At 38.8% G+C, this 25,515-nt stretch carries 20 protein-coding genes and 1 pseudogene; all 21 read right to left on the bottom strand.

Annotation, left to right across the window (positions count from 1 at the left end):
* Positions 1-120: 120 nt before the first annotated feature.
* The 21 genes and pseudogenes from ftsA to ASE92_RS18935 all read right to left on the bottom strand — a co-directional run bounded on the left by ftsA (position 121) and on the right by ASE92_RS18935 (position 25,367).
* Positions 121-1,479: a cell division protein FtsA gene (ftsA, locus tag ASE92_RS19030; RefSeq protein WP_056851706.1), complete on the bottom strand. Its 1,359-nt coding sequence runs from the start codon at positions 1,477-1,479 to the stop codon at positions 121-123.
* Positions 1,480-1,484: 5 nt separating this feature from the next.
* Positions 1,485-2,651, bottom strand: a complete 1,167-nt coding sequence (locus tag ASE92_RS19025; RefSeq protein WP_056851705.1) for a cell division protein FtsQ/DivIB — start codon at positions 2,649-2,651, stop codon at positions 1,485-1,487.
* Positions 2,644-3,999, bottom strand: a complete 1,356-nt coding sequence (murC, locus tag ASE92_RS19020; protein ID WP_056851704.1) for a UDP-N-acetylmuramate--L-alanine ligase — start codon at positions 3,997-3,999, stop codon at positions 2,644-2,646. The genes ASE92_RS19025 and murC overlap by 8 nt, the downstream gene beginning before the upstream one ends.
* A 79-nt stretch (positions 4,000-4,078) precedes the next feature.
* Entirely contained in the window at positions 4,079-5,182 is a 1,104-nt protein-coding gene (murG, locus tag ASE92_RS19015; protein ID WP_056851815.1) for an undecaprenyldiphospho-muramoylpentapeptide beta-N-acetylglucosaminyltransferase, read from the bottom strand.
* A gap of 95 nt (positions 5,183-5,277) precedes the next feature.
* Positions 5,278-5,547, bottom strand: a pseudogene (locus ASE92_RS21780) (four helix bundle protein); the annotation flags it as partial.
* A gap of 193 nt (positions 5,548-5,740) precedes the next feature.
* Positions 5,741-6,934, bottom strand: a complete 1,194-nt coding sequence (locus ASE92_RS19010) for an FtsW/RodA/SpoVE family cell cycle protein (RefSeq protein ID WP_056851703.1) — start codon at positions 6,932-6,934, stop codon at positions 5,741-5,743.
* Positions 6,935-6,950: 16 nt separating this feature from the next.
* Positions 6,951-8,342, bottom strand: coding sequence for a UDP-N-acetylmuramoyl-L-alanine--D-glutamate ligase (murD, locus tag ASE92_RS19005; protein WP_082455124.1), 1,392 nt, complete (start codon positions 8,340-8,342; stop codon positions 6,951-6,953).
* A gap of 129 nt (positions 8,343-8,471) precedes the next feature.
* Entirely contained in the window at positions 8,472-9,719 is a 1,248-nt protein-coding gene (gene mraY, locus ASE92_RS19000; RefSeq protein ID WP_056851702.1) for a phospho-N-acetylmuramoyl-pentapeptide-transferase, read from the bottom strand.
* Positions 9,719-11,176, bottom strand: a complete 1,458-nt coding sequence (locus ASE92_RS18995) for a UDP-N-acetylmuramoyl-L-alanyl-D-glutamate--2,6-diaminopimelate ligase (RefSeq protein WP_056851701.1) — start codon at positions 11,174-11,176, stop codon at positions 9,719-9,721. Before ASE92_RS18995 ends, mraY begins: the two co-directional genes overlap by 1 nt.
* 182 nt (positions 11,177-11,358) lie before the next feature.
* A complete protein-coding gene (locus ASE92_RS18990) occupies positions 11,359-13,455 on the bottom strand; it encodes a penicillin-binding protein (protein WP_056851700.1) in 2,097 nt (698 codons plus the stop codon).
* Positions 13,445-13,867, bottom strand: a complete 423-nt coding sequence (locus tag ASE92_RS18985) for an FtsL-like putative cell division protein (RefSeq protein ID WP_056851699.1) — start codon at positions 13,865-13,867, stop codon at positions 13,445-13,447. Before ASE92_RS18985 ends, ASE92_RS18990 begins: the two co-directional genes overlap by 11 nt.
* Positions 13,864-14,769: a 16S rRNA (cytosine(1402)-N(4))-methyltransferase RsmH gene (gene rsmH, locus ASE92_RS18980; protein WP_056851698.1), complete on the bottom strand. Its 906-nt coding sequence runs from the start codon at positions 14,767-14,769 to the stop codon at positions 13,864-13,866. The genes ASE92_RS18985 and rsmH overlap by 4 nt, the downstream gene beginning before the upstream one ends.
* Entirely contained in the window at positions 14,759-15,226 is a 468-nt protein-coding gene (gene mraZ, locus ASE92_RS18975) for a division/cell wall cluster transcriptional repressor MraZ (protein ID WP_056851697.1), read from the bottom strand. Before mraZ ends, rsmH begins: the two co-directional genes overlap by 11 nt.
* Before the next feature lie 442 nt (positions 15,227-15,668).
* The gene (locus ASE92_RS18970; RefSeq protein WP_056851696.1) at positions 15,669-16,586 is read right to left on the bottom strand and encodes a hypothetical protein; all 918 of its coding nucleotides are present in this window, start codon (positions 16,584-16,586) and stop codon (positions 15,669-15,671) included.
* Positions 16,587-16,787: 201 nt separating this feature from the next.
* A complete protein-coding gene (pgk, locus tag ASE92_RS18965) occupies positions 16,788-17,981 on the bottom strand; it encodes a phosphoglycerate kinase (protein WP_056851695.1) in 1,194 nt (397 codons plus the stop codon).
* A gap of 9 nt (positions 17,982-17,990) precedes the next feature.
* Positions 17,991-18,422, bottom strand: a complete 432-nt coding sequence (locus ASE92_RS18960) for a GNAT family N-acetyltransferase (protein WP_056851694.1) — start codon at positions 18,420-18,422, stop codon at positions 17,991-17,993.
* 444 nt (positions 18,423-18,866) lie between these two features.
* Entirely contained in the window at positions 18,867-21,647 is a 2,781-nt protein-coding gene (locus tag ASE92_RS18955) for a hypothetical protein (protein WP_157255794.1), read from the bottom strand.
* Between the two features lie 7 nt (positions 21,648-21,654).
* Entirely contained in the window at positions 21,655-22,674 is a 1,020-nt protein-coding gene (locus tag ASE92_RS18950; protein WP_157255793.1) for a hypothetical protein, read from the bottom strand.
* Positions 22,667-23,461 (bottom strand): hypothetical protein, encoded by a 795-nt coding sequence (locus ASE92_RS18945; RefSeq protein WP_056851691.1) that lies wholly within the window; start codon positions 23,459-23,461, stop codon positions 22,667-22,669. Before ASE92_RS18945 ends, ASE92_RS18950 begins: the two co-directional genes overlap by 8 nt.
* Positions 23,462-23,542: 81 nt before the next feature.
* Positions 23,543-24,079: a hypothetical protein gene (locus tag ASE92_RS18940; RefSeq protein WP_056851690.1), complete on the bottom strand. Its 537-nt coding sequence runs from the start codon at positions 24,077-24,079 to the stop codon at positions 23,543-23,545.
* 412 nt (positions 24,080-24,491) lie between these two features.
* Positions 24,492-25,367: an AraC family transcriptional regulator gene (locus ASE92_RS18935; RefSeq protein WP_056851689.1), complete on the bottom strand. Its 876-nt coding sequence runs from the start codon at positions 25,365-25,367 to the stop codon at positions 24,492-24,494.
* Positions 25,368-25,515 lie beyond the last annotated feature (148 nt).

Genomic DNA, 25,515 nt, shown 5'->3' with positions numbered 1-25,515 from the left:
ATCAGTTGTTTAAAAAGTTTTAAATTCTGTTCATTACTCAACGTAATATTAACACTTTTTCAACAGACGTTTTCCACAAGTGTTAAGAATGTGGAAAACTCACATGTTGTTGAAAAAAACTTAGCTTTTCAGATAATCTTCATCGCTAACATTCATATCATCTTGAATGAATGTTTTTGTTTTCGCCAGAAGTTTATCAAATAAACCTGGACCGCGTTTTTCTTTTTCTTTTTGTGCTTTTGGCTTTTCTACAAAAACACCTGGCTGTTTCATTTCTTCAATTAATTCTTCAGCTTTCTGAATACCTTTAATTAATAAACCAACACTGGTAGCATACATTGGGCTTTTTAAATCATCGTAAATCGCCTTTGGCATATCTTCATATTTAGATAAATGCTCATTTGGATAACCAATACGGCAATCTAGTCCCGTTACATATTCTACCGCCTGCGATAAGTGTTTCAATAAAGCACCACCACCCGTGATTACAATTCCGCCGATTAGTTTTTTCTCATACCCAGAAGATTTGATCTCGTAGTAAACGTGCTCGATGATTTCTTCCATACGGGCCTGGATAACATAAGCCAGGTTTTTAACCGAAATTTCTTTCGGCTCACGACCACGAAGACCAGGAACGCAAATGATTTCGTTTTCTTTATTTTCTTCAGCCAAGGCAGAACCAAAACGTGTTTTCAATAACTCGGCTTGATTGCGCATCACTGAACAACCTTCCCTAATATCTTCAGTTACACTATTCCCCCCGAATGGAATCACAGCGGTATGTCGAATAATACCCTCGTGGAAGATGGCAATATCGGTAGTTCCTCCACCTATATCAACCAATGCAATACCAGCTTCTTTTTCTTCATCGCTCAACACCGATTCAGAAGAAGCCAATGGCTCAAGAATCAGATCCTGAGTTTGTAATCCTGCATTATTTACACATTTGATGATATTTTTAACCGCTGTAACCTGCCCAGAGATGATATGGAAATTAGCCTCCAAACGTACACCTGCCATCCCGATAGGATCCTTAATTCCCGGTTCGTTATCAATGGTAAATTCTTGTGGCAATACATGGATAATTTCCTCACCTGGAGGCATCACCAATTTAAACATATCATCAATTAACTTATCGATATCTTTTTTACCGATTTCGTTATTTAATTCTCTTCTTGTTAAAATTCCTCGGTGCTGTAAGCTTTTAATGTGTTGACCGGCAATACCAACATTTACCACCTGTATTTCTACATTTGATTGTCCACTCGCCACCTCAACCGCCTGAGCAATGCCCTGCACTGTTTTTTGAATGTTAGAAACTACTCCTCGTGTCACCCCCGCCGACTCTGCCTTTCCTATTCCTAAAATTTCTATCTTACCATGTTGGGTTCTACGGCCAACGATAACACATATTTTCGTAGTACCGATATCTAATCCTACTACAATGGGAGACTGACTGGTAAATTTTGCCTTGTCCATATTCGTTAATTTTGTTGAGTTTTATATTGTTTTTCTAGGGCTCTGATTTCTTTTTCTCTCTCCAGCTTCAGCTGGGCTGCAGATTTTGTATTGGTTTTTTTCTTTTCCGTTATTTGCGAAGTCGCCGGCTTTTTTTCTGCGGGCTTTTGTTCCTTTGGCTTAACGGCTGCAGTGATTACTGGTTTTTTGATTTCAGTCTTCGCTGGAGCAATTGCTTTCACTTCTTGCTTTTTCGGCTCAGCAGTTTTCATTTCCGTTTTTTTCGGAACAACAGCAGCAGTTTGTTCTACAATAGCATCGCTGATTACATTTTTGATTAGCGAATCGGCTACCTTTTGTTGTATTCTCAAACTATCGGAAGATGAAATTGTTTTTCGCTTTCTGGCAATTGCTGTCGAATCTCTTTTTTCGCAAACTATTTGATTGGTATATTTAATATTGATTGTTCTGTAAGCGTCCCAACCAACTTGTGGCATAGCTTTTTTGTAAAATAGCAAAAGGTTGGTCATCTTTTTTTCCAAAGAATCGGCGTTACCTAAAATGATGCGCTGATCACCTACACGCGGAATTAATTCAATATCATTTTTTTGATCGACAACCAATTGCTCGATCTGAGAATCCCACAAAGTATCTCTCTTGATAAATAAAGCCGTTTTATAAATATCATTGGCCAATTTGGTATGCAGGGTATCAACTCTACTTCCAAAAACCTCTGTTATATTGCCTGTTGCCACCAACACATTGGCAGTAAAATTTGAGGAGATTGGCATTTTCAAACCGTCGTTGTCAATATAAAAATCCTGACCGCTGCTGTTTAAGATTCTCACTACCGGCTGGCGCTGCTTCACTTCAATGTGCAACACACCATCCATTTCTACGTACACTTTCGCAAAGGCGATGTATGGATTAGATTGCAGCTTCTTTTCTATTTTATGAATATTGATATTTTCGATATTTCGTCCCAGCAATACGCCCTGATCTTCTCTTAAAATTTGATCAATTTCTTCTCTTTCGATGAAGTTATCTGCCCCAGGGATTAAAATTTTAACATCCGTACATTTAACCGTTTGCTTTTTAATGTTGATGAAACTTAAAAGCACCACCACACCAGCCAGGCTTACTAGCCAGGCAAAGCCGGTAAATATTGCGCTCCAGTTTATTCTTTTAAGCATGGTTTAATGTATTTTTTAATGGTTCAATAATCGTATCAATATCGCCCGCACCAACTGTTAAAATTAACTCAGGCTTTGTGTCCTTAACATACTGAACCACAAAATCTTTTCCACATATTTGCTTATTCTTCAGGCTGATTTTATCTAATAAAAACTTCGAATCAATACCTTCCAACGGCAATTCTCTAGCCGGATATATTTCCAACAGTAACAAATCATCAGCTGTGCTTAAAACTTTTGCAAAGTCATCGGCAAAATCTCTTGTACGCGTAAACAAGTGTGGCTGAAAAATAACCGTAAGCTTCTTATCTGGATATAGCTGACGAACAGCATCGAAACAAGCTCTTAATTCTTCAGGATGATGGGCATAATCATCGATGTAAATCTGATTATCGTTATTGACGACGTATTCGAACCTGCGTTTTACGCCTTTAAAGTTTGCTACTGCTTGCTTAATTTTATCTGCATCAATTCCCAGTTTTAAAGCAATGGCAATGGCAACCGTAGTATTTTCTACATTGTGCCTGCCGGGCAACATTAAGCTGATGTCTTTAATCTGGGTTTCATTATCCGTATAATCAAATACAAACTTCGACCCTTCTACACGAAGATTTTCGGCCTTGGCGGTTGCGGTGGCGCTTGCTGCATAGCTATTGCTATTACTTAAGGGCAAACCCTCGTATGCATAGAGTGTACCATTTGGCTTCAGTTGGGCAGCATACAATTGGAAAGATTCATCTAAATGGCTTTTGTCTCCATAAATATCTAAATGATCGGCATCCATCGAAGTAACCACAGCAATATCAGGATGCAACGTTAAAAATGACCGGTCATATTCGTCTGCCTCAACCACTACCACATTGTTTTTCCCGAACAATACGTTGCTGTTGTAGTTACTGGTAATCCCACCCAAAAAAGCAGTACAATCGTAACCTGTATCCTTTAAAATATGAGCCACAATTGATGAGGTAGTGGTTTTGCCATGTGTACCTGCAATTCCAATACAAAACATGCCTTTGCTGATGATGCCTAAAACCTCAGAGCGTTTTTTAAGACTGAAGCCTTTATCGATAAAGTGATTTAAAATTTTGGAATCTTTTGGAATGGCAGGTGTATAAACAATTAAGGTATCATCATGATGATCTAAAAATGCACAAGGCAGAGATGCGGCCTCATCCAAATATGTAATCAAAATGCCTTCTTGTTCCAAAGTCTCGGTCAATTTCGTTCTGGTTTTATCGTAACCACAAACCACCTGACCGCGTTTAGCAAAATAACGAGCAAGCGCACTCATGCCGATACCACCGATACCTACAAAAAACACTCTATTTATTTTACTTAGTTCCATTTTATTTAGATTTGAGATATGAGGTGTGAGATATCAGACTAATGCCTGATCTCAAATCTCCTATCTATTTTCTCCTATCTTATTTTATCAATTTCAATACTTCTCCAGCAATAATTTCATCTGCTTCTGGCAAAGCCATTTTACCAATATTTTCAGCCAGTTTTTCACTCTGTTCTTTATCTTTCAAAAGCGACAATGCTTGCTTCACCAACGTGTCTTCAGCGAAGCGGTCGTTAATGAGCAGTGCTGCGCCGTTTTTAACCAAAGCCATTGCATTTTTGGTTTGATGATCTTCAGCTACGTTAGGAGAAGGCACCAAAATCACTGGTTTTTTGATTAGACAAAGTTCCGCGATCGTTCCCGCTCCTGCTCTGCTGATAATTACATCTGCAGCCGCATAGGCCAAATCCATTTTATTCAAAAATTCCAGAATGCGCACATTTGGATGATACTCCAGACCCAAACGCTCGATAATTCCTTTGTAATAATATTTACCCGTTTGCCAAACCACCTGCACATCCTGTTCGATGATTTCTGGCAAATGTTTTTCAATCGCTTTGTTCAGTGTACCAGCTCCTAAACTTCCGCCTGTTACCATTATGGTTTTCTTCAATGGATCGAGTTTCAACAGTTCAGCACCTGCATGGTGTTTTCCCTTGATATCAACTACGTCTTTGCGAACCGGATTCCCCGTTTTCAAAATTCGATCAGCAGGGAAGAACTGTTCCATTTCATCAAAGGCAACACAAATTTTTGAAGCCTTTCTACCTAGCCATTTATTGGTTACACCAGCATAAGAATTCTGCTCTTGAATGAGGTACGGAATTCCTTTTAATGATGCTGCATACAACAACGGACCCGAAGCATAACCTCCAACGCCCACTACGGCATCTGGCTTAAAATCATTAATAATCTGCATCGCTCTGCGTACACTGCCGATCACTTTAAACGGTAAGGCAAGATTTTTAACAATCGAACCCCGCTGCATCCCGCTGATGTTTAAGCCTATTATTTTATATCCGGCAGCTGGAACTTTTTCCATTTCCATGCGGCCATTTGCACCCACAAACAGAATTTCACAAGCCGGAACCAAGCGCTTAAGCGCATTGGCTATGGCTACGGCGGGAAAAATATGCCCGCCGGTGCCACCACCTGATATGATAATTTTTGGGGAATTATTCATTTTGTAATTAATTATTGAATGAATGAATTTTGAATGAGTGAGTGCTACAGGCAATCCCTTCATTCTTTCATTTCAATCATTCACTCCTTCAATCATTATTTATTATTACTTACCGTTTTTCTTGCTTTAGCAACTATTGATAAAATTTCGTTAATCTCCTTTAACAATGGTTGAGCTTTTTCAGAATTTGTTATTTGTGATTCTGTTAAAATTTCAATCCAAAAGGCTGTTTCATCGGCCTCTTCTACAACAATACTTAGCTTAGCATAAAATTCAGCTTTTGATCTACTTCTACATGCTGCCCTGTAATTCGCTCCAACAGATGATGCAGATCTAATAAATTGTCTTCCTATTATTCTAGCCTCTTCTGTTTTGTGTAACGTTTAATAAAAGCTAATCGAATCCAAAACAAACTTTTTCGTCCTTGCCTTAATTGCTGTTACAAAATCGACCTTAGTTACTTTCTCCATTGTTATTAAATTAAAATCTTAATTATTAAACTTTGGGATGTATTTTTCAATCAATCATTCTCTCCTTTACTCATTCACTCATTTTTAATTATCCAAACTCCGGTATCTCTCCTACAATCACTTTATTCTTTACTTTCTCTTTATCTTCTTTTGCTATCGCACCTGCGTTTTCTTCTACGTCTCTGCTTACACTTAATATAATCCCGAAGGCTACACTGGTAAAAATCATCGAAGTTCCGCCCATGCTCACCAATGGTAAAGGTACTCCCGTTACCGGACCTAAGCCCACTGCAACTGCCATGTTTGCGAAAGCCTGAATGGTTAAACTAAAGCTCAAGCCAGCTGCCAGTAACGCCCCGAATGCCTTGGGGGCCTTGGTCACTATTTTTATACATCGGTATAAAAGCACCAGGTACAGTACCATGATTATAATTCCTCCCAGTGTCCCCCATTCTTCAATAATAATGGCGAAAATAAAATCGGAATACGGGTGTGGTAGGAAATTCCGTTGTGTACTATTACCTGGCCCTTTACCAAAAACCCCTCCAGTAGCCAAAGCAATTTTTGCCTGATCTGCCTGAAAAGTTTTATCTGAATGTTGCATCTCTGGATGCAAATAGGTGTTAATACGCGACATGTAAGTCTTTCTTCTCGGCCCGAGGAAAAACACAAATAATAATAATACAAACCCTCCAGCGCAAACAATTGCAATCTGTTTAATACTAATACGCCCGATGATTAAGAGCAAAATACTTACGCCAAATAACATTAAAGCTGTAGACAAATTGGCCAAAGCAATTAAAACGAAAACCACACAAACAGAGCCCATAATTGGCACAAACGACTCTTTAACGTTTTTGATGTTTTCTTGCTTTTTGGTTAACATTCTGGCCAAAAACGTAATTAATGCTAGTTTTGCTAAATCGGATGTTTGGAACGTAAGTCCAATTACCGGAATTTTAACCCAACGCGAAGCATCATTCAAATTTGTTCCGAATATTAAGGTATAAATCAAAAGCGGAATGGTTACAATCATCAAAATTTTCGAAATACCGGCGTAATACCGATAATCAAGTAAGTGGGCAATGTATATCATCCCAATTCCCATTAAAACGAAAATTAAGTGCTTGGTTAAAAGCAATTTTTCTACCGCTTCTCCTTTTTTGTATGCCAAAGTCCCTGTTGCACTGTAAACAGCCATTACAGAAATAAGCGAAAGCAGGATGATGATTAACCAGATCCATCTATCGCCTTTAGTTTTGTTAAGTAGTGCTTGAAACATATAATTAAGCCTCCTTTTATAATTCTCTTACTGCCGCTTTAAATTGATTACCGCGGTCTTCGTAGTTTTTGAACAAATCGAAACTGGCACAAGCTGGCGATAACAATACCGCATCACCACGTTTAGCCAAATGGAAAGCAATCTGTGCTGCTTCATCAGCCGAAAAAGTATTCACAATTACTTCTACATCATCCTCGAAAGCATCGTGGATACGCTTGTTATCCTTACCTAAACATACAATTGCTTTTACTTTACTTTGCACCAGGTCTTTAAGCATATTATAATCGTTACCCTTATCCACACCGCCCATAATTAACACTACATCGGTTGTCATGCTTTCTAAAGCATACCAGGTGGAGTTTACATTGGTGGCTTTACTGTCGTTAATAAAATCAATTCCCGAAATTTTTGCTACATGCTCTAGCCTATGCTCAATATTCTTGAAATTGCCCATACTTTCACGAATGGTCTCATTTCTTAACTCTAAAACCTTCGCTACAATGCCCGAAGCCATAGAGTTGTAAATGTTGTGCTTGCCTTGTAAGGCTAAATCTGAAATAGACATGGTGAATTGGTTATTTGGTTGAGTAAGGATATGTATAATTTGCTCGTGTAAGTAAGCGCCTTTTTCCAATGTGTTTATGATTGAAAAAGGATATGTTTTAGCCAGTGGCTGGTTGTTTGCTAATGCTTTTTTGCTCTCTTCGTCATCTTCACAGTAAATAAAAACATCGTTAGCAGTTTGATTTTGGATGATGCGCATTTTCGACGCAGCGTAATTCTCCAATTTATAGTCGTATCGATCTAAATGATCTGGAGTGATGTTTAGAAGCACAGCGATATCAGCTTTGAAATGAAACATATCATCAAGCATAAAGCTGGAGATCTCCAAAACGTAATAGTCGAAATTTTCTGTGGCTACCTGAGCGGCAAAACTATGACCGATATTGCCTGCCAAACCCACATTTAAACCAGCATTCTTTAGGATGTGGTAAGTAAGCAAACTGGTTGTCGACTTACCGTTAGAACCCGTAATGCAGATCATTTTTGCATCTGTATAGCGGCCGGCAAATTCAATTTCCGAAATCACTGAAATATTTTTAGCCACCAGTTTTTTAATGATTGGCGCCGAAGGTGGAATACCAGGGCTTTTAATTACTTCGGTAGCATTCAGTATTAGTTCTTCAGTATGCTTTTCAGATTCGAAAGGGATATTTAGCTTCTCTAATGCCGATTTATATTGATCAGTAATTACACCAAAATCAGATACAAAAACATCGAAGCCTTTTAATTGAGCAAGCTTAGCAGCACCTACGCCACTTTCTCCAGCACCCAAAATAACCACGCGGGCGTGCCCTGCCATTGCTGACTGAGAACTGCTTGTTGTATTATTTTGATTTGTGCTCATTATTTAATTAGTAGCTGGTACTTAGTATATAGTAGTTAGATTGCAGTGCTAAAGACTAATACAGTTGTTATTTTTTATTTATTTATTCAGTTGGCGTTTTGCGTTAACTTTTGACTTCTAACTTCCACCCTATCTCAATTTCAATGTTACGATGGTGATGATGGCCAGCATAATTCCAATAATCCAGAATCTGGTTACAATCTTCGCTTCGTGATAACCTTTCTTTTGATAGTGGTGGTGTAATGGAGACATCAGGAAAATTCTTCGCCCTTCTCCAAATCGCTTCTTGGTGTATTTGAAATAAGATACCTGCATAATTACCGAAACCAGCTCCACTAAAAATATTCCGCAAAGGATTGGAATAATCAACTCCTTACGAATCATTAAAGCGAAAGATGCGATGATACCGCCAATGGCCAAACTTCCGGTATCGCCCATAAAAATTTGAGCCGGATAAGAGTTGTACCAAAGGAAACCGACGCAGGAACCCACAAAGGCGCCCGCAAAAATCAGCAGTTCTCCCGAATTGGGGATGTACATAATATTCAGATAATCGGCCATTACGGTATTACCTGATACATAGGCCAAAATACCCAATGTAATCCCGATTACTGCAGATGTGCCTGTAGCCAAACCATCAATACCATCCGTGATATTGGCGCCATTACTTACCGCAGTGATAATAAAAACAGTAAAAATGATGAATACCAGAAAAGCATATTTTTGATAATCGCCACCTAAAAACTTAAATACCTTCGCGTAATCGAACTCATTATTCTTGTAAAAAGGCATGTTCGTTTTAGTCGATTTCACATCCTGCGTGTAATAGAAAGTTTCGCCTTTCTGGCGAAGAACCATTGGCACAGTTGAGGTTGGCTTAACATCATCCTGAACGGTTTCTCTCACTACGATATTGGGATGAAAATACATGGTACAACCCACAATTAAACCTAAACCTACTTGCCCAACTACCTTAAAACGACCAGCTAAACCTTCTTTATTTTTTTTGAAAACTTTAATGTAATCGTCCAGGAAACCAACAGCGCCCATCCAAACCGTGGTGATGATCATTAAGATCACATACACATTTGTAATGTTGGCGAATAACAAAGTTGGAATTAAAATACCCAGCAAAATGATGATACCACCCATTGTAGGCGTACCTTGTTTTTGCATTTGCCCTTCTAAACCTAAATTTCTAACCGTTTCGCCTACTTGCTTTTTGTGTAAAAAATCAATCAACCTGCGACCATACACAGTGGTGATGATTAACGATAAAATGATGGAAATGGAGGCACGGAAAGTGATATATTGAAACAACCTTAATCCAGGAATGTCGTAATGCTTATGCAGGTATTCGAATAATAAATATAACATTAGCTGTTCGGGTTAAGTTGTTCAAGTAAAATCTCTTTATCATCAAAATGGTTCCTTACACCATTAATTTCCTGGTATTTTTCATGGCCTTTACCGGCTACTAAAATAATATCTCCGCTCTGCGCTAAATGACAAGCGGTTTTTATCGCTTCTTTTCTATCTAAAATGGATAATGTTTTACGCTTGTTAGTTGGTGAAACACCAGCTTCCATATCGTTGATGATTGCTTGCGCATCTTCTGTTCTTGGATTATCGGAAGTTAAAATCACCTTATCACTCCAATCGCAAGCCACTTGTGCCATAATCGGGCGTTTGGTTTTATCCCGATCGCCACCGCAGCCAATCACGGTAATAACCTGCTCCGTTCCTTTACGGATGTTGGCAATGGTGCTTAACACATTTTGAACAGCATCTGGTGTGTGTGCATAATCTACAATGCCGATGATTTTATTTGGCGAAGTAATGTAATCAAAACGACCTTCAGCCCCCGTTAAGCGACTTAGCAACGTCAAAACTTTCAATTTATCTTGTTCCAAAAGAATCGCTGTTCCGTAAACTGCAAGTAGATTATAAGCATTAAAAGTACCAACTAACTTAAAAAACACATCTTCATTATCGATATCTAAATGAAGTCCGCTGAATTGATTCTCGATAATTTTCGCTTTGAAATCAGCAAGTTGCTTCAGCGCATACGTTTTCTTGTGTGCCTTTGTATTTTGCAGCATCACCATTCCATTTTTATCATCCATGTTGGTTAATGCAAAAGCCGATTTCGGTAAAACATCGAAAAATGCTTTCTTGGCTTTTAAATAACTGTCGAAGGTTTTATGAAAATCTAAGTGATCGTGAGTAATATTTGAAAAAACACCACCCGAAAACGTTAATCCTTCAATACGATGTTGCGATACCGCATGCGAGCTTACTTCCATAAAGCAATAATCGCAACCAGCATTTACCATATCACGCAATAATTGGTTTAAAGCAATTGGATTTGGAGTGGTATGCGTTGCGGCAACAACGGTATCGTTAATATAATTTTCAACTGTTGATAAAAGGCCAGTTTTATATCCTAAATCTTTAAAAAGCTTAAATAAAATAGTGGCAATGGTGGTTTTACCATTGGTGCCCGTAATGCCAATTAATTTTAAATCGGCAGATGGATTTCCAAAATAATTACCTGCCATGATACCTAAGGCAACAGCAGTATTTTCTACCTTGATATAGGTGACCGTAAAGTCATGCACTTCAGGCAAACTTTCGCAGATAATAACAGCAGCACCTTGAGCAATGGTTTGTTCAATAAACTGGTGCCCATCGGCAAGCGTTCCAACTACAGCAAAGAAAACATCATCTTTTCCAACTTTACGAGAATCAAAATTTAGGCTGTTGATTTCCCTATCGGTTTTGCCAACCAATTCTTTAATCGTAATGCCGTAAAGTAAATCCTGTAATTGCATACTCTTTAATTTTGAGTGAGTGCATTTTGAATGAGTGAATGTTAACAGCGATCGCAACATTCTAGCCTTCAATCATACTCTCAATCATTTATTTTATTTAATGAGTGAATTTTGAATGAGTGAATATTAACAGCAATCGCAACATTCCGCCATTCACTCATCCCCTCATTCATTCATTTTATTTAATTCAATTCTATTTGTACGCCCAAACCTTTTCCAACCTTTGTACCCGCGGCGATGGATTGAGCGATTACTTTTCCAGATCCAATCACTTTCGTTTTTAAACCTGCATTTCCTAAAAGATAAAGCGCATCTTTCAAGCCCATGCCCGAAACATTTGGCATAACCCCTTTTCGTTCTGTATTCTCTTGAAAAACTTCTCCTGCGCTGGTATCAACGATGTTATAATATTCAGATTTTGATGCAAAAAGTGGTTTAAAACCAAATGCTTTGAATACTTTTTGAGTGGCTTTGCTTTGTCCGGCTTTTGTTGGTGGATTGCCTGTATTGCCTACCAAACGCGTAGGTACATCATTGTACATTTGCATGTCGCTAGCGTAAATACGATCGGCAACCTCTCTAAAAACTGGCCCTGAAACCAATGCACCGTAGTAACCACCTCGAGGATCATTGATTACCACGATCATAGAATATTTAGGTTTATCGGCAGGGAAATAACCTACAAAAGAAGCCTGATACTGCTTTTTAGCTTTGTAACCTTTGTTTGCATCGGCAACCTGAGCAGTACCGGTTTTTCCAGCAATTTTGTAAAGTGGGTTATGAACATACTGTTTACCACTCCCATCAGTTACCACACCTTCTAGCATCTTTTTCACTTTGCTTAAAGTGACGTCAGAACAAATTTTTTCGTTAATTACCCTGGCTTTAAACTGTTCAATTGGATTGCCAAGGCGCCTGATCTCTTTTACGAAAATTGGAGCGATATACCTTCCATTATTAGCTACTGCATTGTAAAACGAAAGCATTTTTAAAGGCGTTAATTCCATTTCGTAACCATAAGCCATTTGCGGCAAAGTCATTTTACCCCAGCTTTTGTTGGATGGATTTTTAATCGTTGGCCTCGCTTCACCAGGAATTTGCAACTGTAATTTTTCATTTAAATGCCAATCATATAAATGATCTGTAAACTTTTTCGGGTCTGCGCCATATTTACTATTGATTAAATAAGCGATAGCCGCGTTTGATGACTGTTCGAAAGCTTTTTTAACGGTTACTACACCAATACTTCCATGCGAATCTTTGATCATGTGGCCAGGAATTTTGTAATTTCCGGTACCCACCATCATATTCGTATCAATCAATTCGTCTTCCAGCAACGCCATGTATGATGCCAACTTGAAAGTTGAACCTGGATCCTGATTTCCTGCAATTGCGTAATTAAATTTCTCTTTATAAACGCCTTCTTCGACTTTTGAAAAATTGGCAACTGCCCTAACCTCACCCGTTGCTACTTCCATTACAATCACTACGCCGTGATCAGCATCGAACTTAATCAACTGTTTCTCTAAAGCACTTTGAGCCAAATCCTGCATATTTACATCGATGGTAGAAATGATATCTGCTCCATCTTTCGGCGCAACCTCTGCCTCCTCATTTACCGGAATGTAAACGCCACCAGCAATACGCTGCATTAATCTTTTACCAGTCTCCCCGTTGATGTATTCTTTGTAAGCACCTTCTAATCCCACCCCATTGGCAACATTCTCATTTTTATAACCGATGGTACGGGCAGCCAAAGCCTGAAAAGGAAGAATTCTTTTATTTTGCTGAACCGCAATTAAACCTCCACTAAATTTCCCGATATTGTACAAGGGAAAAGTTCTGATGGTTTTTAAATCTGAATAACCTACTTTACGATGAATTAACAAGTAGCGGGCACTATCTTGGCGACCTTTTCGCAAATACCGGGCGTAATCTTTTGCAGATTTATCCTGAAAAATTTGCGCCAGTTTCATCCCCAATGAATCAACTTTCTCATTAAAAACTTTATCGTCGGCAATTCCACCTGCGAACATATCCATACGAAGTTCATATTCGGGTACAGACGTTGCCAACAAACTACCATCGTTTGAATAAATATTGCCACGAGTAGCCTCCACGTTTACGTAACGAGTAGAAAGACTATCGGCCATGGCCTTCCATTTTTTACCCTGCACAAACTGCACCTGACCCAGACGCAGAAATACTGCAAAAGCAAAAAGCACAATTAAGCCAAATGCCAGATATACACGAAGCAAGATGTTTGCTCTAATATTCATCGCTTTTAACAATTATTTTTTTTGGTGGTTCAATTAGTTCCTTTATACCAAGGGTATCTACCTTCTTCGCTACTTCTGTTAGTTTGCTTTTAAACATCAGCTCTGCTTTCAAAGATTTATACTCCCATCTTAACTCTTTTACTTCTTTATTTAATTTATCAATGCTACGCACATTGTTTACCGCAAAATGGCTGTTAGCAATGTACATCATTCCTAAAAATGCCAGAAAACACAAATAAGGCAATGCATCAGTGGCCGCCTCTTTTGATACCAATCCGTCATTAAAAAGCTTACTGATAAATGAATTACTATCCATTTTCTCTTCTGCCGTTTTCGGTCTTTTAGGCGCCGCTTTTAACTCTGGCTCAGGCCCGATTTCCTCTTCCTCTATCTCCTCTCTGAACCTGTTCATATTTTTTCAGCTATTCTAAGTTTTGCACTTCGAGCCCTGTTATTTTGCGCAATCTCTTCTTCAGTTGCCACAATTGCCTTACGGGTAATTACATTGAATGGCTTCTGTTGATTACCAAAAAAATCTTTTTCTACCTCGCCTTGAAATTTCCCTTTAGCCATGAAGTTTTTCACAGGCCTATCTTCCAAAGAATGATAAGACATCACAACCAGATGACCTCCTGGCTTCAACACCTCAGAAGCTTGCAGAAGAAAATCTTCCAAAACCTGTATTTCGGCATTTACCTCTATACGTAAAGCCTGAAAAACCTGTGCTAAATATTTATTTTCTTTTCCTTTCGGGATATATTCTGAAATGGCCGATTTTAAGCTGTCGTTATCGGTAAAAGGCTTGTCAAGACGGGCTGTAACAATAGCCCGAGCCAATGATTTGGCATTTTTTACCTCCCCATAGATCCCAAATATTTTATGAAGCTTATCTTCAGAATAAGTGTTTAACACCTGAGCAGCCGTAAGATCGCGGTGTTGATCCATACGCATATCCAAATCGGCATTCGAACGGATGGAAAAGCCACGCTCCGGCACATCAAATTGATGCGAAGAAACACCAAGATCAGCCAGAATACCATCTACCTGACGGAAACCCTTTAAACGAAGATTATTTTTCAGGAAACCGAAGTTCTGGTCAATGAAAATGAAGCGATCATCAGCTGGGATATTTGCCTGTGCATCCGGATCCTGATCGAAAGCGATTAAAATCCCTTTAGGTCCAAGATGTTTTAAAATCTCCTTAGAATGGCCGCCGCCACCGAAAGTAACATCCACGTAAACACCATCTGGCTTAATATTTAACCCATCGATGCAAGGCTGAAGCATTACAGGAACATGGTAATTATTCGCCATCAGCCCCTCCTTTCTTATCGCCCATTACTTTTTGAGCCAGACTTGCAAAGTTGGCTGGCACATCGTCAAAAATATCTTCGTAAGATTTTTTATCCCAAACCTCAATTCGATCTAATTGACATGCTAAAACTAAATCGCTACCAATACCAGCATATTCCACCAAAGATTTCGGCAACAAAACACGTCCGGCAGCATCAAGCGAAAGCTCTGTTGCGCCACGGGTAAAGGCTCTTACAAACCTCCTGTTCTCTTCGTCGTAAATATTTAGCTTGGCTAGATCAGCCACAACAGCATCCCAAACCGCTTTTGGATAGATAACCAAATTTTTTTCAAAACCACGGTTGATGATTAGACCCTCATTCTCCGAATTAGGCAATTGTTTCTTAAGCGCAGCAGGCACCATAAGGCGTCCCTTTGCGTCAAGTTTACAATCAAATTCTCCTAAAAGTTGGGTCATAGTGGTATCTACACTTTTTATCTAGTGTAAAAGTAAAGAGTTCTACCACTTTTTACCACTTTTTACCACAAAAAAGTTTTCCACATCCTTTTTGTTACATTTAAGCCGATAAATGAGACTAAATCAAACATCAGGCTACCAAATAAAAAACATTAAACACTGATAGTTAAGCAATTCCAAGCTAACACCGCTAAAGTGGGAGAAATTTCCCAAACTATAATTTCAGTGGGAGAAATAACTCATCAGATCCCTTAATGAAGGGTTAAAGCTACAAAAAAAGCACAGAAGCATTGGACAATCGGGACCTATAATCCTGTTACGATTTTCTAATAACTAAACCAGCTTGACTAAACATTGGCTAATAATTTTATCCCTTACAAAACAAGAAACCCTGACTACGGATGTAATCAGGGCGAAAATAAGAGCGAACCTTTTTGGTTATCTAGTTGCCGATACCGTAAAATTTGGCTACGGCCTGATAGTTTTTCATATCAATTTTATTTTCTTTGGCAACTGCTGTTGCGGTGCCGCCAGGAATAATGACATAGCGATATTGAATTACTGTAGATAGCGCAACTGATCTGCTATTATCTGTAGTAAAACGGCTAAAGGTAAACCTACCCAATCTTGGCATATAATTGATAGTACTGAGTTTTGAGCCTGCAAAAGATGTATATGGCAAAGGATAAACTCCTCCACCGAAATCCAAATAAACCTGTATTGAACCGGAGTTCAAAATTGAGGTAGTTAATGCCGGCGCCATAAGATCGCCTATTCGAAGCAATGAAGCATCAATTGTAGTATCTCTAAAGTTTTTGGCATAATTCCAGCCCGAGTAAATTACATTAGCTGTTCCTTTCAATGAAAGCGCAACACCCCAGCCGGTTTCTGTTTTCGGCCCGTATAAATTATAGCTTGTCTTATCCAGGTAATAGTCGCCCACCGCACCCAAATCGGCAGCTGGCGTAACTGTTCCATTTAAAATTTTACTTCCTGGCGCACCGTTGGTTCCATTAATGCCGTTAGTACCGTTTGCACCAGCAGCTCCTGTTGCTCCAGTTGCCCCGGTAGCCCCAGCTAACCCAGCTGCCCCTTTCATCGAAAACGGCGTTCCCCATCCCTCAGCTTTTTTTGGCCCATAAAAGTTACCTACGGCTAGATCTAGATAAAAATCGCCTAGTTTACCTAATGTCGCATCTGGACCACCATTTCCACTTAATACCGTACTGCCTGCAGGCCCCGCTATGCCAGGCTCACCTTTTAATCCTTGTTGGGCAATCTCTTTTTTGCAACCTAGAAATGTGCAAAATGCCACTACCATAAGTAGGGCTAATAGTTTAAAATTGAATTTCGTTTTCATGTCAAACAGTTTAGTTTATTGAATTTGTTTTTCGATTACATTAATTTCAAGAACTAAACTATGCACACCTGGCGATATAAATATTGATACTGAGTAGAGCTGGCAGTTGGATTAGCAAAAACAGCTTTTCAATGAGCGAAAACAAAAAAGGCTCCTTCGAGAGAATCGAGGGAGCCTTTCATAAAAGGTAATACTTACTATTTATTCGTTTATTGCCTTAACACCTGGCAACTCTTTACCTTCCATATACTCTAACAATGCACCACCACCGGTAGACACATAACTCACTTCGTCTTCCAAACCAAATTTAGCAATTGCCGCAGCAGAATCGCCACCACCAATTAATGAGAAAGCACCATTATTTTTCGTTGCAGCCACAACCGCATCAGCAACCGCTTTTGTACCTGCCTGAAAGTTTTCCATTTCGAAAACACCCATTGGGCCATTCCATAATAATGTTTTAGAGTTTTTGATTACATCCTGAAACAAGGCTACCGATTTTGGACCAATATCTAATCCCATCCAATCAGTTGGGATTTGACCAGAATCTACATCTTTCTTATCAGCATCGTTGGCAAATTTATCAGCGATTACGGTATCAACAGGAAGAATTAAATTAACCCCTTTCGCTTTAGCTTTTTCTACAAGCTCCAAAGAAAGCTCTTGCTTATCAGCTTCTAATAATGATGTACCTATCTCGCCACCCTGCGCTTTAGCAAATGTGTAAGCCATCCCACCACCAATAATGATGTTATCAACTTTATCCAATAACTTTTCAATCAATAAGATTTTATCGGAAACCTTTGCACCGCCCATAATTGCGGTGAACGGACGTTCAGCATGATTTAAAATTTTCTCAGCATTTTCTACTTCAGAGGCCATTAAATAACCAAAGTATTTTGCATCAGGAAAAAATTGCGCAATAATTGACGTAGACGCATGTGCTCTGTGCGCAGTTCCGAAGGCATCATTTACATATACGTTACCCAATTTCGAGAGCTTCTCTGCAAAAGCGACATCACCTTTTTCTTCTTCTTTGTAAAAACGTAAATTTTCTAACAATAAAACCTCTCCTGGGAAAAGATTTTTCGCTTGATTAACGGCACTTTCTCCAATGCAATCATCAGCGAATTTAACCTCAAGATCGAGCATGCGAGATAGATCGCCAAGAATATGTTTTAAAGAATATTTATCAGTTGGACCATCTTTTGGTCTGCCTAAGTGCGACATTAAAACCACCGATCCGCCATCGTTTAAAATTTTGGTAATGGTAGGCAAAGCAGCACGCATCCTTTTATCATCGGTAATTTTAAAATCATCATCTAAGGGAACATTAAAATCTACTCTGATGAGCGCTTTTTTATCTTTAAAATCTAATTGGTCAATCGTTTTCATGTTTATATTTTATTTTAGTTTTAGTCTCATTTCATAATGGAAGCCAATTCCGGGTATATCAAATTCTGGCGACTCGTTTATAAAACCCAATTTTTTATAAAATGTTGCAGCACTGCTTCGGGCATTGCACCATAAATAATCGGTTTGATATTCTTTCAGGTATTCTACAGCAAAATTAATTAATGCAGCGCCATAGCCTCTCCCGCCAAAATCGGGGTGGGTAGCCATTCCCCTCAACTGATAACCCTCTCCTTCTTCAGGGAAGTAATCGTTTCGCATTAGGCTGGCAATCGATCTGATCTTATCATTTTCCACATAACCGAGATGAAAGGTATCGTAGTTTCTGTCGCCCTCGAATTCACATTCAGTTAAGGGTTTTCCATTTCTTAGAACCAAACTTCTCAAGGGCAGCACCTCTTCCGGAAGAATAAATTTAACCATAGCTTATGAGTAGCAAGCAGCAGATTCCCAGTGTAAAATGATATTTAATCGGCTTCGCAAACGTTTGCAAAGTTAATAAAGCATTTGAAAGCACATTAAAAATTAACGTAAAAATTAAGACACCTGCAACAACTCAGACCAATAAATCCTGGCATTAAAACCTGAAATTCAATCTTTCGAAAAAATATTTTAATTCTTGTTGCTTACAGAGATGATTAGGATTTATTTCAAAACTCAACTGCCGTTGAATTGGTCAGCCTAAACCTCGATTTGGTTTCATGTAAAAAACCAGCAGGTTGATGTAAAAAAAACTTTTTATCGATCCAACTGTTACATCTTTGTACCTGGTTCTTATGAGTGAAGATTCATGTTCAAAAATATCTGAAATCATATATCAAACGTTGAATTCCCTAAAAAACAATTCCTCAACTGATATATGATTTTTTAGTTTTTAAACCTTTTTATCTCCACCTTTCTTTCCTTCACTTTCAAAGTTATAGTTTCTACTTTGGTGGTTTGCCCATTAGAAACCGTGATCGATTTAGGCGGCAAAACATAAGCAGTATTTAGCGGGAGGTTTTTGCTTTCGGGATAAACTTTGTAGTTACCTAGTGGAAGGTTTATCGAATAATCGCCCTTTTCGCCAGTTTTAACCGAACGAATAATTCCTTTATCATTAACAAAAGAAACATTTATTTCTGCAAGAGAAATTACGGTTTCTACGCTTTTGTTCTCTTCATATAAAACGTTTACCATTCCGGCAACATTTCCATTTCGCTGAAGCGGTATGGCAAGTATAGTTTTTTTCTGATCGATAGTAACCGTCTGCGGGTCGATTTGATAGCCGTTTTGCAAAGGCATATTAATGACATAGCTACCGTACGGTACTTTGTTATATTTTATTTTTCCATCCACAGGAACTACAAATAAGGTTCTATTGATGAGTACGTTTACATTTTTTGCAGGAATTTCCCCCGCATCAAAAATTTCATTTTGATTCTCATCAATAAAAAATAATATTTCCATATCGCCTTTTTTACCCGTGATATGTTGCTTTGGCGTTGGAAGTTTTTGCGTTATGCCTGCCTGTAAACTTCTAAAAGTAGACCTGGTGAGCATGTTGCTGTATTGATACTGATAGCTACCAATATAAAAAGAGCTTTTCTGACTAATTTGAAATTCACTTCTTGCGGTATAAGTGGTGTTATTACCAAAAAATCCATCCCGGTAAAATATTATGCCAGCCTCTAGCTTAAGCTTGCCTTTTAAAATGGTATGGCGGAAAGAAGGACTAATACTGAAACGTGAAATATCTTCCTGAGGATTTCCCTGAAATGTTTCTGCAATTAAAAAGCTTCCGCGTTGATAGAATACATTAAGATTGAACCACGGATGAGACCAATTGGCATTCATCCTGAGCTGAAAATTGTTCTTTGATGAATAATTGGCAAATCCGTTTTCTAACGATAAAAATATGTTTTGTTTGAAATTTCTGCTGTGCCAGTTTATCGATTCATTTAAACGGATAGCATTGAGACTTCCCTTTGCATAGCCTAAAAAATTGTACGAGGCTTTTTCCTGATCATTGGAAAGCGTTAGCGTGAAATTTGCTAGCTGCCCAATGGGCCTGGCCCATCCCAATTCTAATCGCTGCAAAGCATAATCCCTTTGGAAGAAGCTAAAACCACGTTGATATTGAGGATCAAAACTATAATAATTGAAACCCACCCAAAGATATTGCTTCCCGAAATACCTGGCTATCCGTTCATTAAACTGCATTACCCCCCGCCGAATTCCGGGATAGTAAGCGCTTGAATAGAAGTTATTACTGGTAAAACTAAACTTCCCTATCGCACCATTCATATTTGCGCCCAATGATAATGACGGCTTGATGTCGCTTATATCATTAAGATTTTGCGACAAACCACCCCCGGCCGTTGCGTTTAAAGAAAATTTCTGACGATTGAACAATGTAACCGTATTGGAAGTTAATACCGATCGTGTTTCATCTAGGGGTGAATAATCGAAAATCATGCTGCTTGCTACCGAACCAGCACCGCCATTTCCAGCATTTAACCTGGCGTAAGCCGCATAACCGTAGTCAAAATTTGATCCTAACAAATTAAATGATTTCTCTACCGCACCAAATTCCAAACCCTCTTTACTTTCTTCTTTTTTAGTATACACTTTTACTCCCCTGCCATTAATAAAACTTTCTAAATTCTCCGTAATATTTCCAACAGTTGCACCATAATTCTTAGTTTCATAATTTAACCAGGTGTTGGTAATTAAGGGTTGATTAGATAAATTTTGCCATTGATAAGCATCCACATTGAAAGCGAGGAGCCCGTTTCCAACCTGAGTGGTACCTCCTCCGGTAAGCTGCCAGGATTGAGAATCGGAAAATAAGTTTTGTCCGATTAGTGAAACTTGGTTTGTACCGCCAAGCAGGTTGAGTGTGCGATCCTGACCGCTGGAAACAAACTGCCTCTCGCCGGCCGCATTTTGTACGAAAGCAACACCGTTACCAAAAAGATTTCCGTTTTTGTAAAGGCCCGCCACATTAATATAAAAGCTACTGAGTTGATAAATTTGTTTGGTAATGACTTTCGAAAAGTGAATTTCCTTTTCGCTCCCAGGAATAAGCAACAGGTTTTGCTCGATAATTTGTTTGCTTTCTCCCTCTCCACCAGGAAAAGCTGCTACCAGTTTAAGGTCTTCCACCTGATTTCCGGCATTGCGCACCATTACCTTTAAAATAATAGAATCGCCTACGCTTTTCAATAAAATACTCGGGGTACTTACTACCAAAGCCGTGGCCCTAACAAGCGGAAGATTTACCGTTGCCGACGAGGAAGCGAGCAATCTGGCTTCGAGACCCATTAAATTGAAAACGATTTTTGCATCGCCAGCATTGGCCGAATTCAGAACCAGAAATTTAATCGGAAAATAGCTATGTGCCCCAGCTGCAATTTTAACTTTAAGCAATGGCTCGCCAACTTTTTTATAGCCTTGTGGCAAAACCGGCGAAATAAATCCCTCAAAAGTTGAAGCAGAAGAATTGGATACTTTTACACTCAGTGATAACAGTTTTTCATTTCCCAGTTCTACAAGAGTATCCGCAGAAATACTGACCAATGCTTTTTGCTGCGCATGTAAAGCGGTCGACAAAAATATCGTCAAACTAAAAAATACCAGAAAGGATTTAGTAAATGATCGAAGCATGAGGTGTTTACTGTGGAATAATCTCGTAAATCACTAAGCCGCTGTAAGAATCAGGCACAGCATTATTCAGTCTGGCATCATTAGCCTTGGTGAAGTAACGAACATTATAGCGATATAGCTGTGATGAAGACGTCATTGCACCCCCATTTAATATGGTTTGAGCAGTTTCAGAAAGGGTAATGCTGCCTCCAGTCCCACCCGTTGCAGGAATTAAATTCAAGTTAGCAACAGAAACTGGAAGCGAATTTTTGCCCGAACTAAAATTCGCACTTCCCATTCTTACCTGAATAGCATAAGGCGTGGCAGCAGTTACGCTTAAGCCATTGGCATAGCTTACTGATGCGCCATTGGCATAATCGTTCATGGTTTTAAGTTCGAGCAGAGCTGATCTGGCGTTGTCTTGCACCTGAATTCCATAGCTCGCTGGCGATTGATAACTGCCATCCGGACGGATTTGCATTCCGTTCACGGCACTGGAACGCCCAAGCTCATTGCCATTTCTATCTAAAAGTACAAATGCGATATTGAGTGAATAAGCCTGCCATGATTTCAGCGCATCCATATAAGTTCCACCTTCTAAAACCAAATCAACCGTAAAAACAATGCTTTTATAAAACTCATACCACTCGGTACTCAAGGCATATTTAGACGAATTGATGAGTAAAGATTGTGTTCCTGGAGTAGATAAAGGGATTGGTGTAGTTCCGCTGCCTATTTGCTGAAAAGTTGTACCGTTAACTGCACTTAGCTTGAGCTTAAGCTTATTAAAAGGAAACGTTTTGCCCTCGCTGTTTGTAATAGGTTGCAAGAGAATCATTCCCAAACTCCAGTTCGGGTAGTTTCTTAAAATTCCTAGTACATCGAGCTGAACCTGGTAGGCATTACTAAAGGTTTGATCTTTAGAAGTGGCTACTGAAATATAATTTTGATTGCTGGCGCCGATTCTAGCCTGTGCAAAACTATCAACCCTGCACATGGAGAAAAGCACTGTAAAAAACAGGCAGCAAATGAAGAAACGTTTATTCATGATTAAACTCCAGTTCTGCTAGTTTTACGGTCGAATCTTCGCCATAGTTGAGTATGGAAGATGCTACATATTCTCCTTTTGCTAAATCGGCGGGAAGCTCGAAAAATATTTCCCTGTTATTACCAGGAACAGAGTAGAATATAACATCCTTTAGCATGGTTTTCTTCCCCGATTTACGTTCGAGCAGTTCGCATGTTGCTGTGCCATCAGCCCAAACGTTTCCTATGTTAACGAATTTTAAAGTGAGCAATTTCTTGTTGATGGCGAAACCCACAATATCCAAATCGGGACGCCGGGTAGTCGGAAAACGCTGATACAATTTGATGCCTGTTCTAATGGCGACCTTAATATTTGCGCCCTTCTCGCTCACATCATCAAAAGGGTTGAGTTGAGTAACATAAAGCATTGCAGTATGCACAGGGAGTGTATCCATAAGATTTGCCGGAGGACTTACCTGCAATTCGATATCTTTCTGCTCACCAGGGCCCAATGAGAAAAAAGAGGATGGCAATACCGATACCCAGTTTGCACAAGATCCGGCGGTAGAGCCTGCTTCGAAAATGTTGTTGTTACCTTTAATATCGTATGCCCAATCGCTTAACGAAACACTTAAATCTAACGCAGTGGTTTTGCTCACGTTACTCACTGTCACAATTTGCTTCTGAGATTGCCCCTTATCAACCGTAAAGTAAACTCTAGGTGGAGTTACTGAAAGACCTGTTTGTGCTAATGCTTTAATTGTAAAAAGCAATAAAGTAAAGGTAAGTAGAGTAAAATGTCTTTTCATGAAGGCAGGGACTAGATGGCAAATATACAAAAAAGGCAACAATGGATTGTTCCACCGTTGCCTTCCTTGAATGGTATTATTTTAGTTTGCCTCAATTGTGTAGGTCACTACTGTGCTGTAAACTGTAGGGTTTTCAGTTTTGAAATATTTATCTACAAATTTCTCAGCACCTGCAGCTTTGTAAGTGATGTTGAAATTTTTGTTTACACTTCCGGTAGTACTGGTGATGATCGGCTGATCGTTATTGCTTAAGCTACGGGCATTGTAAACTGCGTTTGTAAGCTGATTAGTAGTACCTGCTATTGGCGTAATGGTTACATCACTTGCATCAATCGATGCTTTACTTCCTTGCAATGTTGCAGCTGCTGATTTTACTTTTACTACGAATGCACCTGTTGAATATACGGTAAGGTGATCGTTTTGTGTTGAACTTACACCATTAGTGTAATCAGCAGTTGTTTTGTAATCAAGGTTAACAAGTTTTTGTGCAGGGTTTACCGTGATGGTTTGTATTGGATACAAACGAATGTTTAATGTTGCGTTGTCTGCTTGAGCTGATGCTTTTTGTTGGAAAGTAAATACTAGGATGGTTGCGATGGTTGCGATGATTAATTTCATGTCTTTTATGTTGCTTTTTTTGTTTTTTATTTTATTTTTGTGTTCCCCTCAATTCAAAAATCACCTGATTTTCTTTGTAAATTTTTAGTTACTTTCTGTTCTGAACGGAGTGCAAAGGTATTTCGAATTTTATTCCAAAAAAATATTAAAAAAGACAAATAAAGTATTAAAAAACAGACAGGATAAAATACATCTAGGAGATTTTATCAAGTCTCTGATTATCAATATGATAACCAATAAAAGTTATTATTGACAATTATCAACAAAATGAATATTGTAGTCATAGACAGTCAAAATAGATTCATTTTTGTAAAAATTAACCAGGCAAGCACCCAGTACCAAAATCGTATTTGTGGCTGACCCTACTATTAAATTTGCATGATTTAAGTGACGCTGATGCGGTGAGCAGTTACTAAACCGCCAGGCTATTTTGGAGATTGCGATATTTTTTAGGACTGTAGCCCGCATGCTTCGTAAAAAAAGCACTGAAATTATTTTCTTCGGTGAAACCCAGACGGTAGCTAATTTCTTTAATGGTAAGCGCACTATGACCAAGCAAGCTTTTTGCTTCTTCAAAAATCTTTTCTGTGGTAAGCTGCTTTGCCGATCTTCCGTGGACGGTGATAATCGCCTGGTTCAATCTTCGCGGACTGATCCCTAATTCATCTGCATAGAAATCGAGTTTTTTGGCTTGATGAAAGTTAAGATGAAGAATTTCGCGAAAACGGGTTGCAATTTTTTTATCTTCCTGATTGCTTTGTTGGATACCGGAAGTGATTAAACCCTGATGATAAAATGTGGAACGAAGCAACATCGCCTGAACCGCGTTGTGTAGAATATCAATCACCATAGGATTATTCAACTGGCCAAGCAGCGCTTGCATATATAAAAGCTGCAACCGCACATATTCTACAATATCTATTGATGGGCTACTTAGATAAATCTTGCTTTGATCGAAAAATAAAGGTGTATTTTGGATGAAATAAGCATCTGCAGGTGTTCTGGCATAGAAACCGTAATCGAAAACTACAATCCATAGATCTTCATTCTCTCTCTCCATAAAAGCATGATAACGATCAGGGCCAATAAATAGGAAATGACTTCTTGGGATGGCAATTTTTTCATTTTCAACACAATGAGAAATATCTTCGCCGACGGAAAACAAGATGGCGAAAAAAGGCCAACGTTGGGCTTTGTAAGGATTTTCAAGTTTTAAGCAAGCCTCTGAAGCTTTACAAATATGAATATGATCCTTAATAAGGAAGTCAAAATCTGTGGGAGCAGCCATTTCACTAAAAAGTTTTCTTTTCCGGGATTAGAAAGACAACAATTTCGAAGATATAATTTTATCAACGGAATGGCAACCATTGCTTAAAACCTGTGGTTGTAAGATGAAATTTTGAATTCATCTCGCCCTACTCCTCTGCAAATTTCCG

It is taken from the genome of Pedobacter sp. Leaf41 (assembly GCF_001422545.1).
Lineage (GTDB): Bacteria > Bacteroidota > Bacteroidia > Sphingobacteriales > Sphingobacteriaceae > Pedobacter.
The sequence above is the reverse complement of the archived record's forward strand: the minus strand, read 5'-3'. Positions and strand labels throughout refer to the sequence as shown.

Excerpts from the sequence above, each read along its gene's own strand:
- ftsA (WP_056851706.1), bottom strand. The coding sequence starts at position 1,479 with ATGGACAAGGCAAAATTTACCAGTCAGTCTCCCATTGTAGTAGGATTA.
- ASE92_RS19025 (WP_056851705.1), bottom strand. The coding sequence starts at position 2,651 with ATGCTTAAAAGAATAAACTGGAGCGCAATATTTACCGGCTTTGCCTGG.
- murC (WP_056851704.1), bottom strand. The coding sequence starts at position 3,999 with ATGGAACTAAGTAAAATAAATAGAGTGTTTTTTGTAGGTATCGGTGGT.
- murG (WP_056851815.1), bottom strand. The coding sequence starts at position 5,182 with ATGAATAATTCCCCAAAAATTATCATATCAGGTGGTGGCACCGGCGGG.
- ASE92_RS19010 (WP_056851703.1), bottom strand. The coding sequence starts at position 6,934 with ATGTTTCAAGCACTACTTAACAAAACTAAAGGCGATAGATGGATCTGG.
- murD (WP_082455124.1), bottom strand. The coding sequence starts at position 8,342 with ATGAGCACAAATCAAAATAATACAACAAGCAGTTCTCAGTCAGCAATG.
- mraY (WP_056851702.1), bottom strand. The coding sequence starts at position 9,719 with ATGTTATATTTATTATTCGAATACCTGCATAAGCATTACGACATTCCT.
- ASE92_RS18995 (WP_056851701.1), bottom strand. The coding sequence starts at position 11,176 with ATGCAATTACAGGATTTACTTTACGGCATTACGATTAAAGAATTGGTT.
- ASE92_RS18990 (WP_056851700.1), bottom strand. The coding sequence starts at position 13,455 with ATGAATATTAGAGCAAACATCTTGCTTCGTGTATATCTGGCATTTGGC.
- ASE92_RS18985 (WP_056851699.1), bottom strand. The coding sequence starts at position 13,867 with ATGAACAGGTTCAGAGAGGAGATAGAGGAAGAGGAAATCGGGCCTGAG.
- rsmH (WP_056851698.1), bottom strand. The coding sequence starts at position 14,769 with ATGGCGAATAATTACCATGTTCCTGTAATGCTTCAGCCTTGCATCGAT.
- mraZ (WP_056851697.1), bottom strand. The coding sequence starts at position 15,226 with ATGACCCAACTTTTAGGAGAATTTGATTGTAAACTTGACGCAAAGGGA.
- ASE92_RS18970 (WP_056851696.1), bottom strand. The coding sequence starts at position 16,586 with ATGAAAACGAAATTCAATTTTAAACTATTAGCCCTACTTATGGTAGTG.
- pgk (WP_056851695.1), bottom strand. The coding sequence starts at position 17,981 with ATGAAAACGATTGACCAATTAGATTTTAAAGATAAAAAAGCGCTCATC.
- ASE92_RS18960 (WP_056851694.1), bottom strand. The coding sequence starts at position 18,422 with ATGGTTAAATTTATTCTTCCGGAAGAGGTGCTGCCCTTGAGAAGTTTG.
- ASE92_RS18955 (WP_157255794.1), bottom strand. The coding sequence starts at position 21,647 with ATGCTTCGATCATTTACTAAATCCTTTCTGGTATTTTTTAGTTTGACG.
- ASE92_RS18950 (WP_157255793.1), bottom strand. The coding sequence starts at position 22,674 with ATGAATAAACGTTTCTTCATTTGCTGCCTGTTTTTTACAGTGCTTTTC.
- ASE92_RS18945 (WP_056851691.1), bottom strand. The coding sequence starts at position 23,461 with ATGAAAAGACATTTTACTCTACTTACCTTTACTTTATTGCTTTTTACA.
- ASE92_RS18940 (WP_056851690.1), bottom strand. The coding sequence starts at position 24,079 with ATGAAATTAATCATCGCAACCATCGCAACCATCCTAGTATTTACTTTC.
- ASE92_RS18935 (WP_056851689.1), bottom strand. The coding sequence starts at position 25,367 with ATGGCTGCTCCCACAGATTTTGACTTCCTTATTAAGGATCATATTCAT.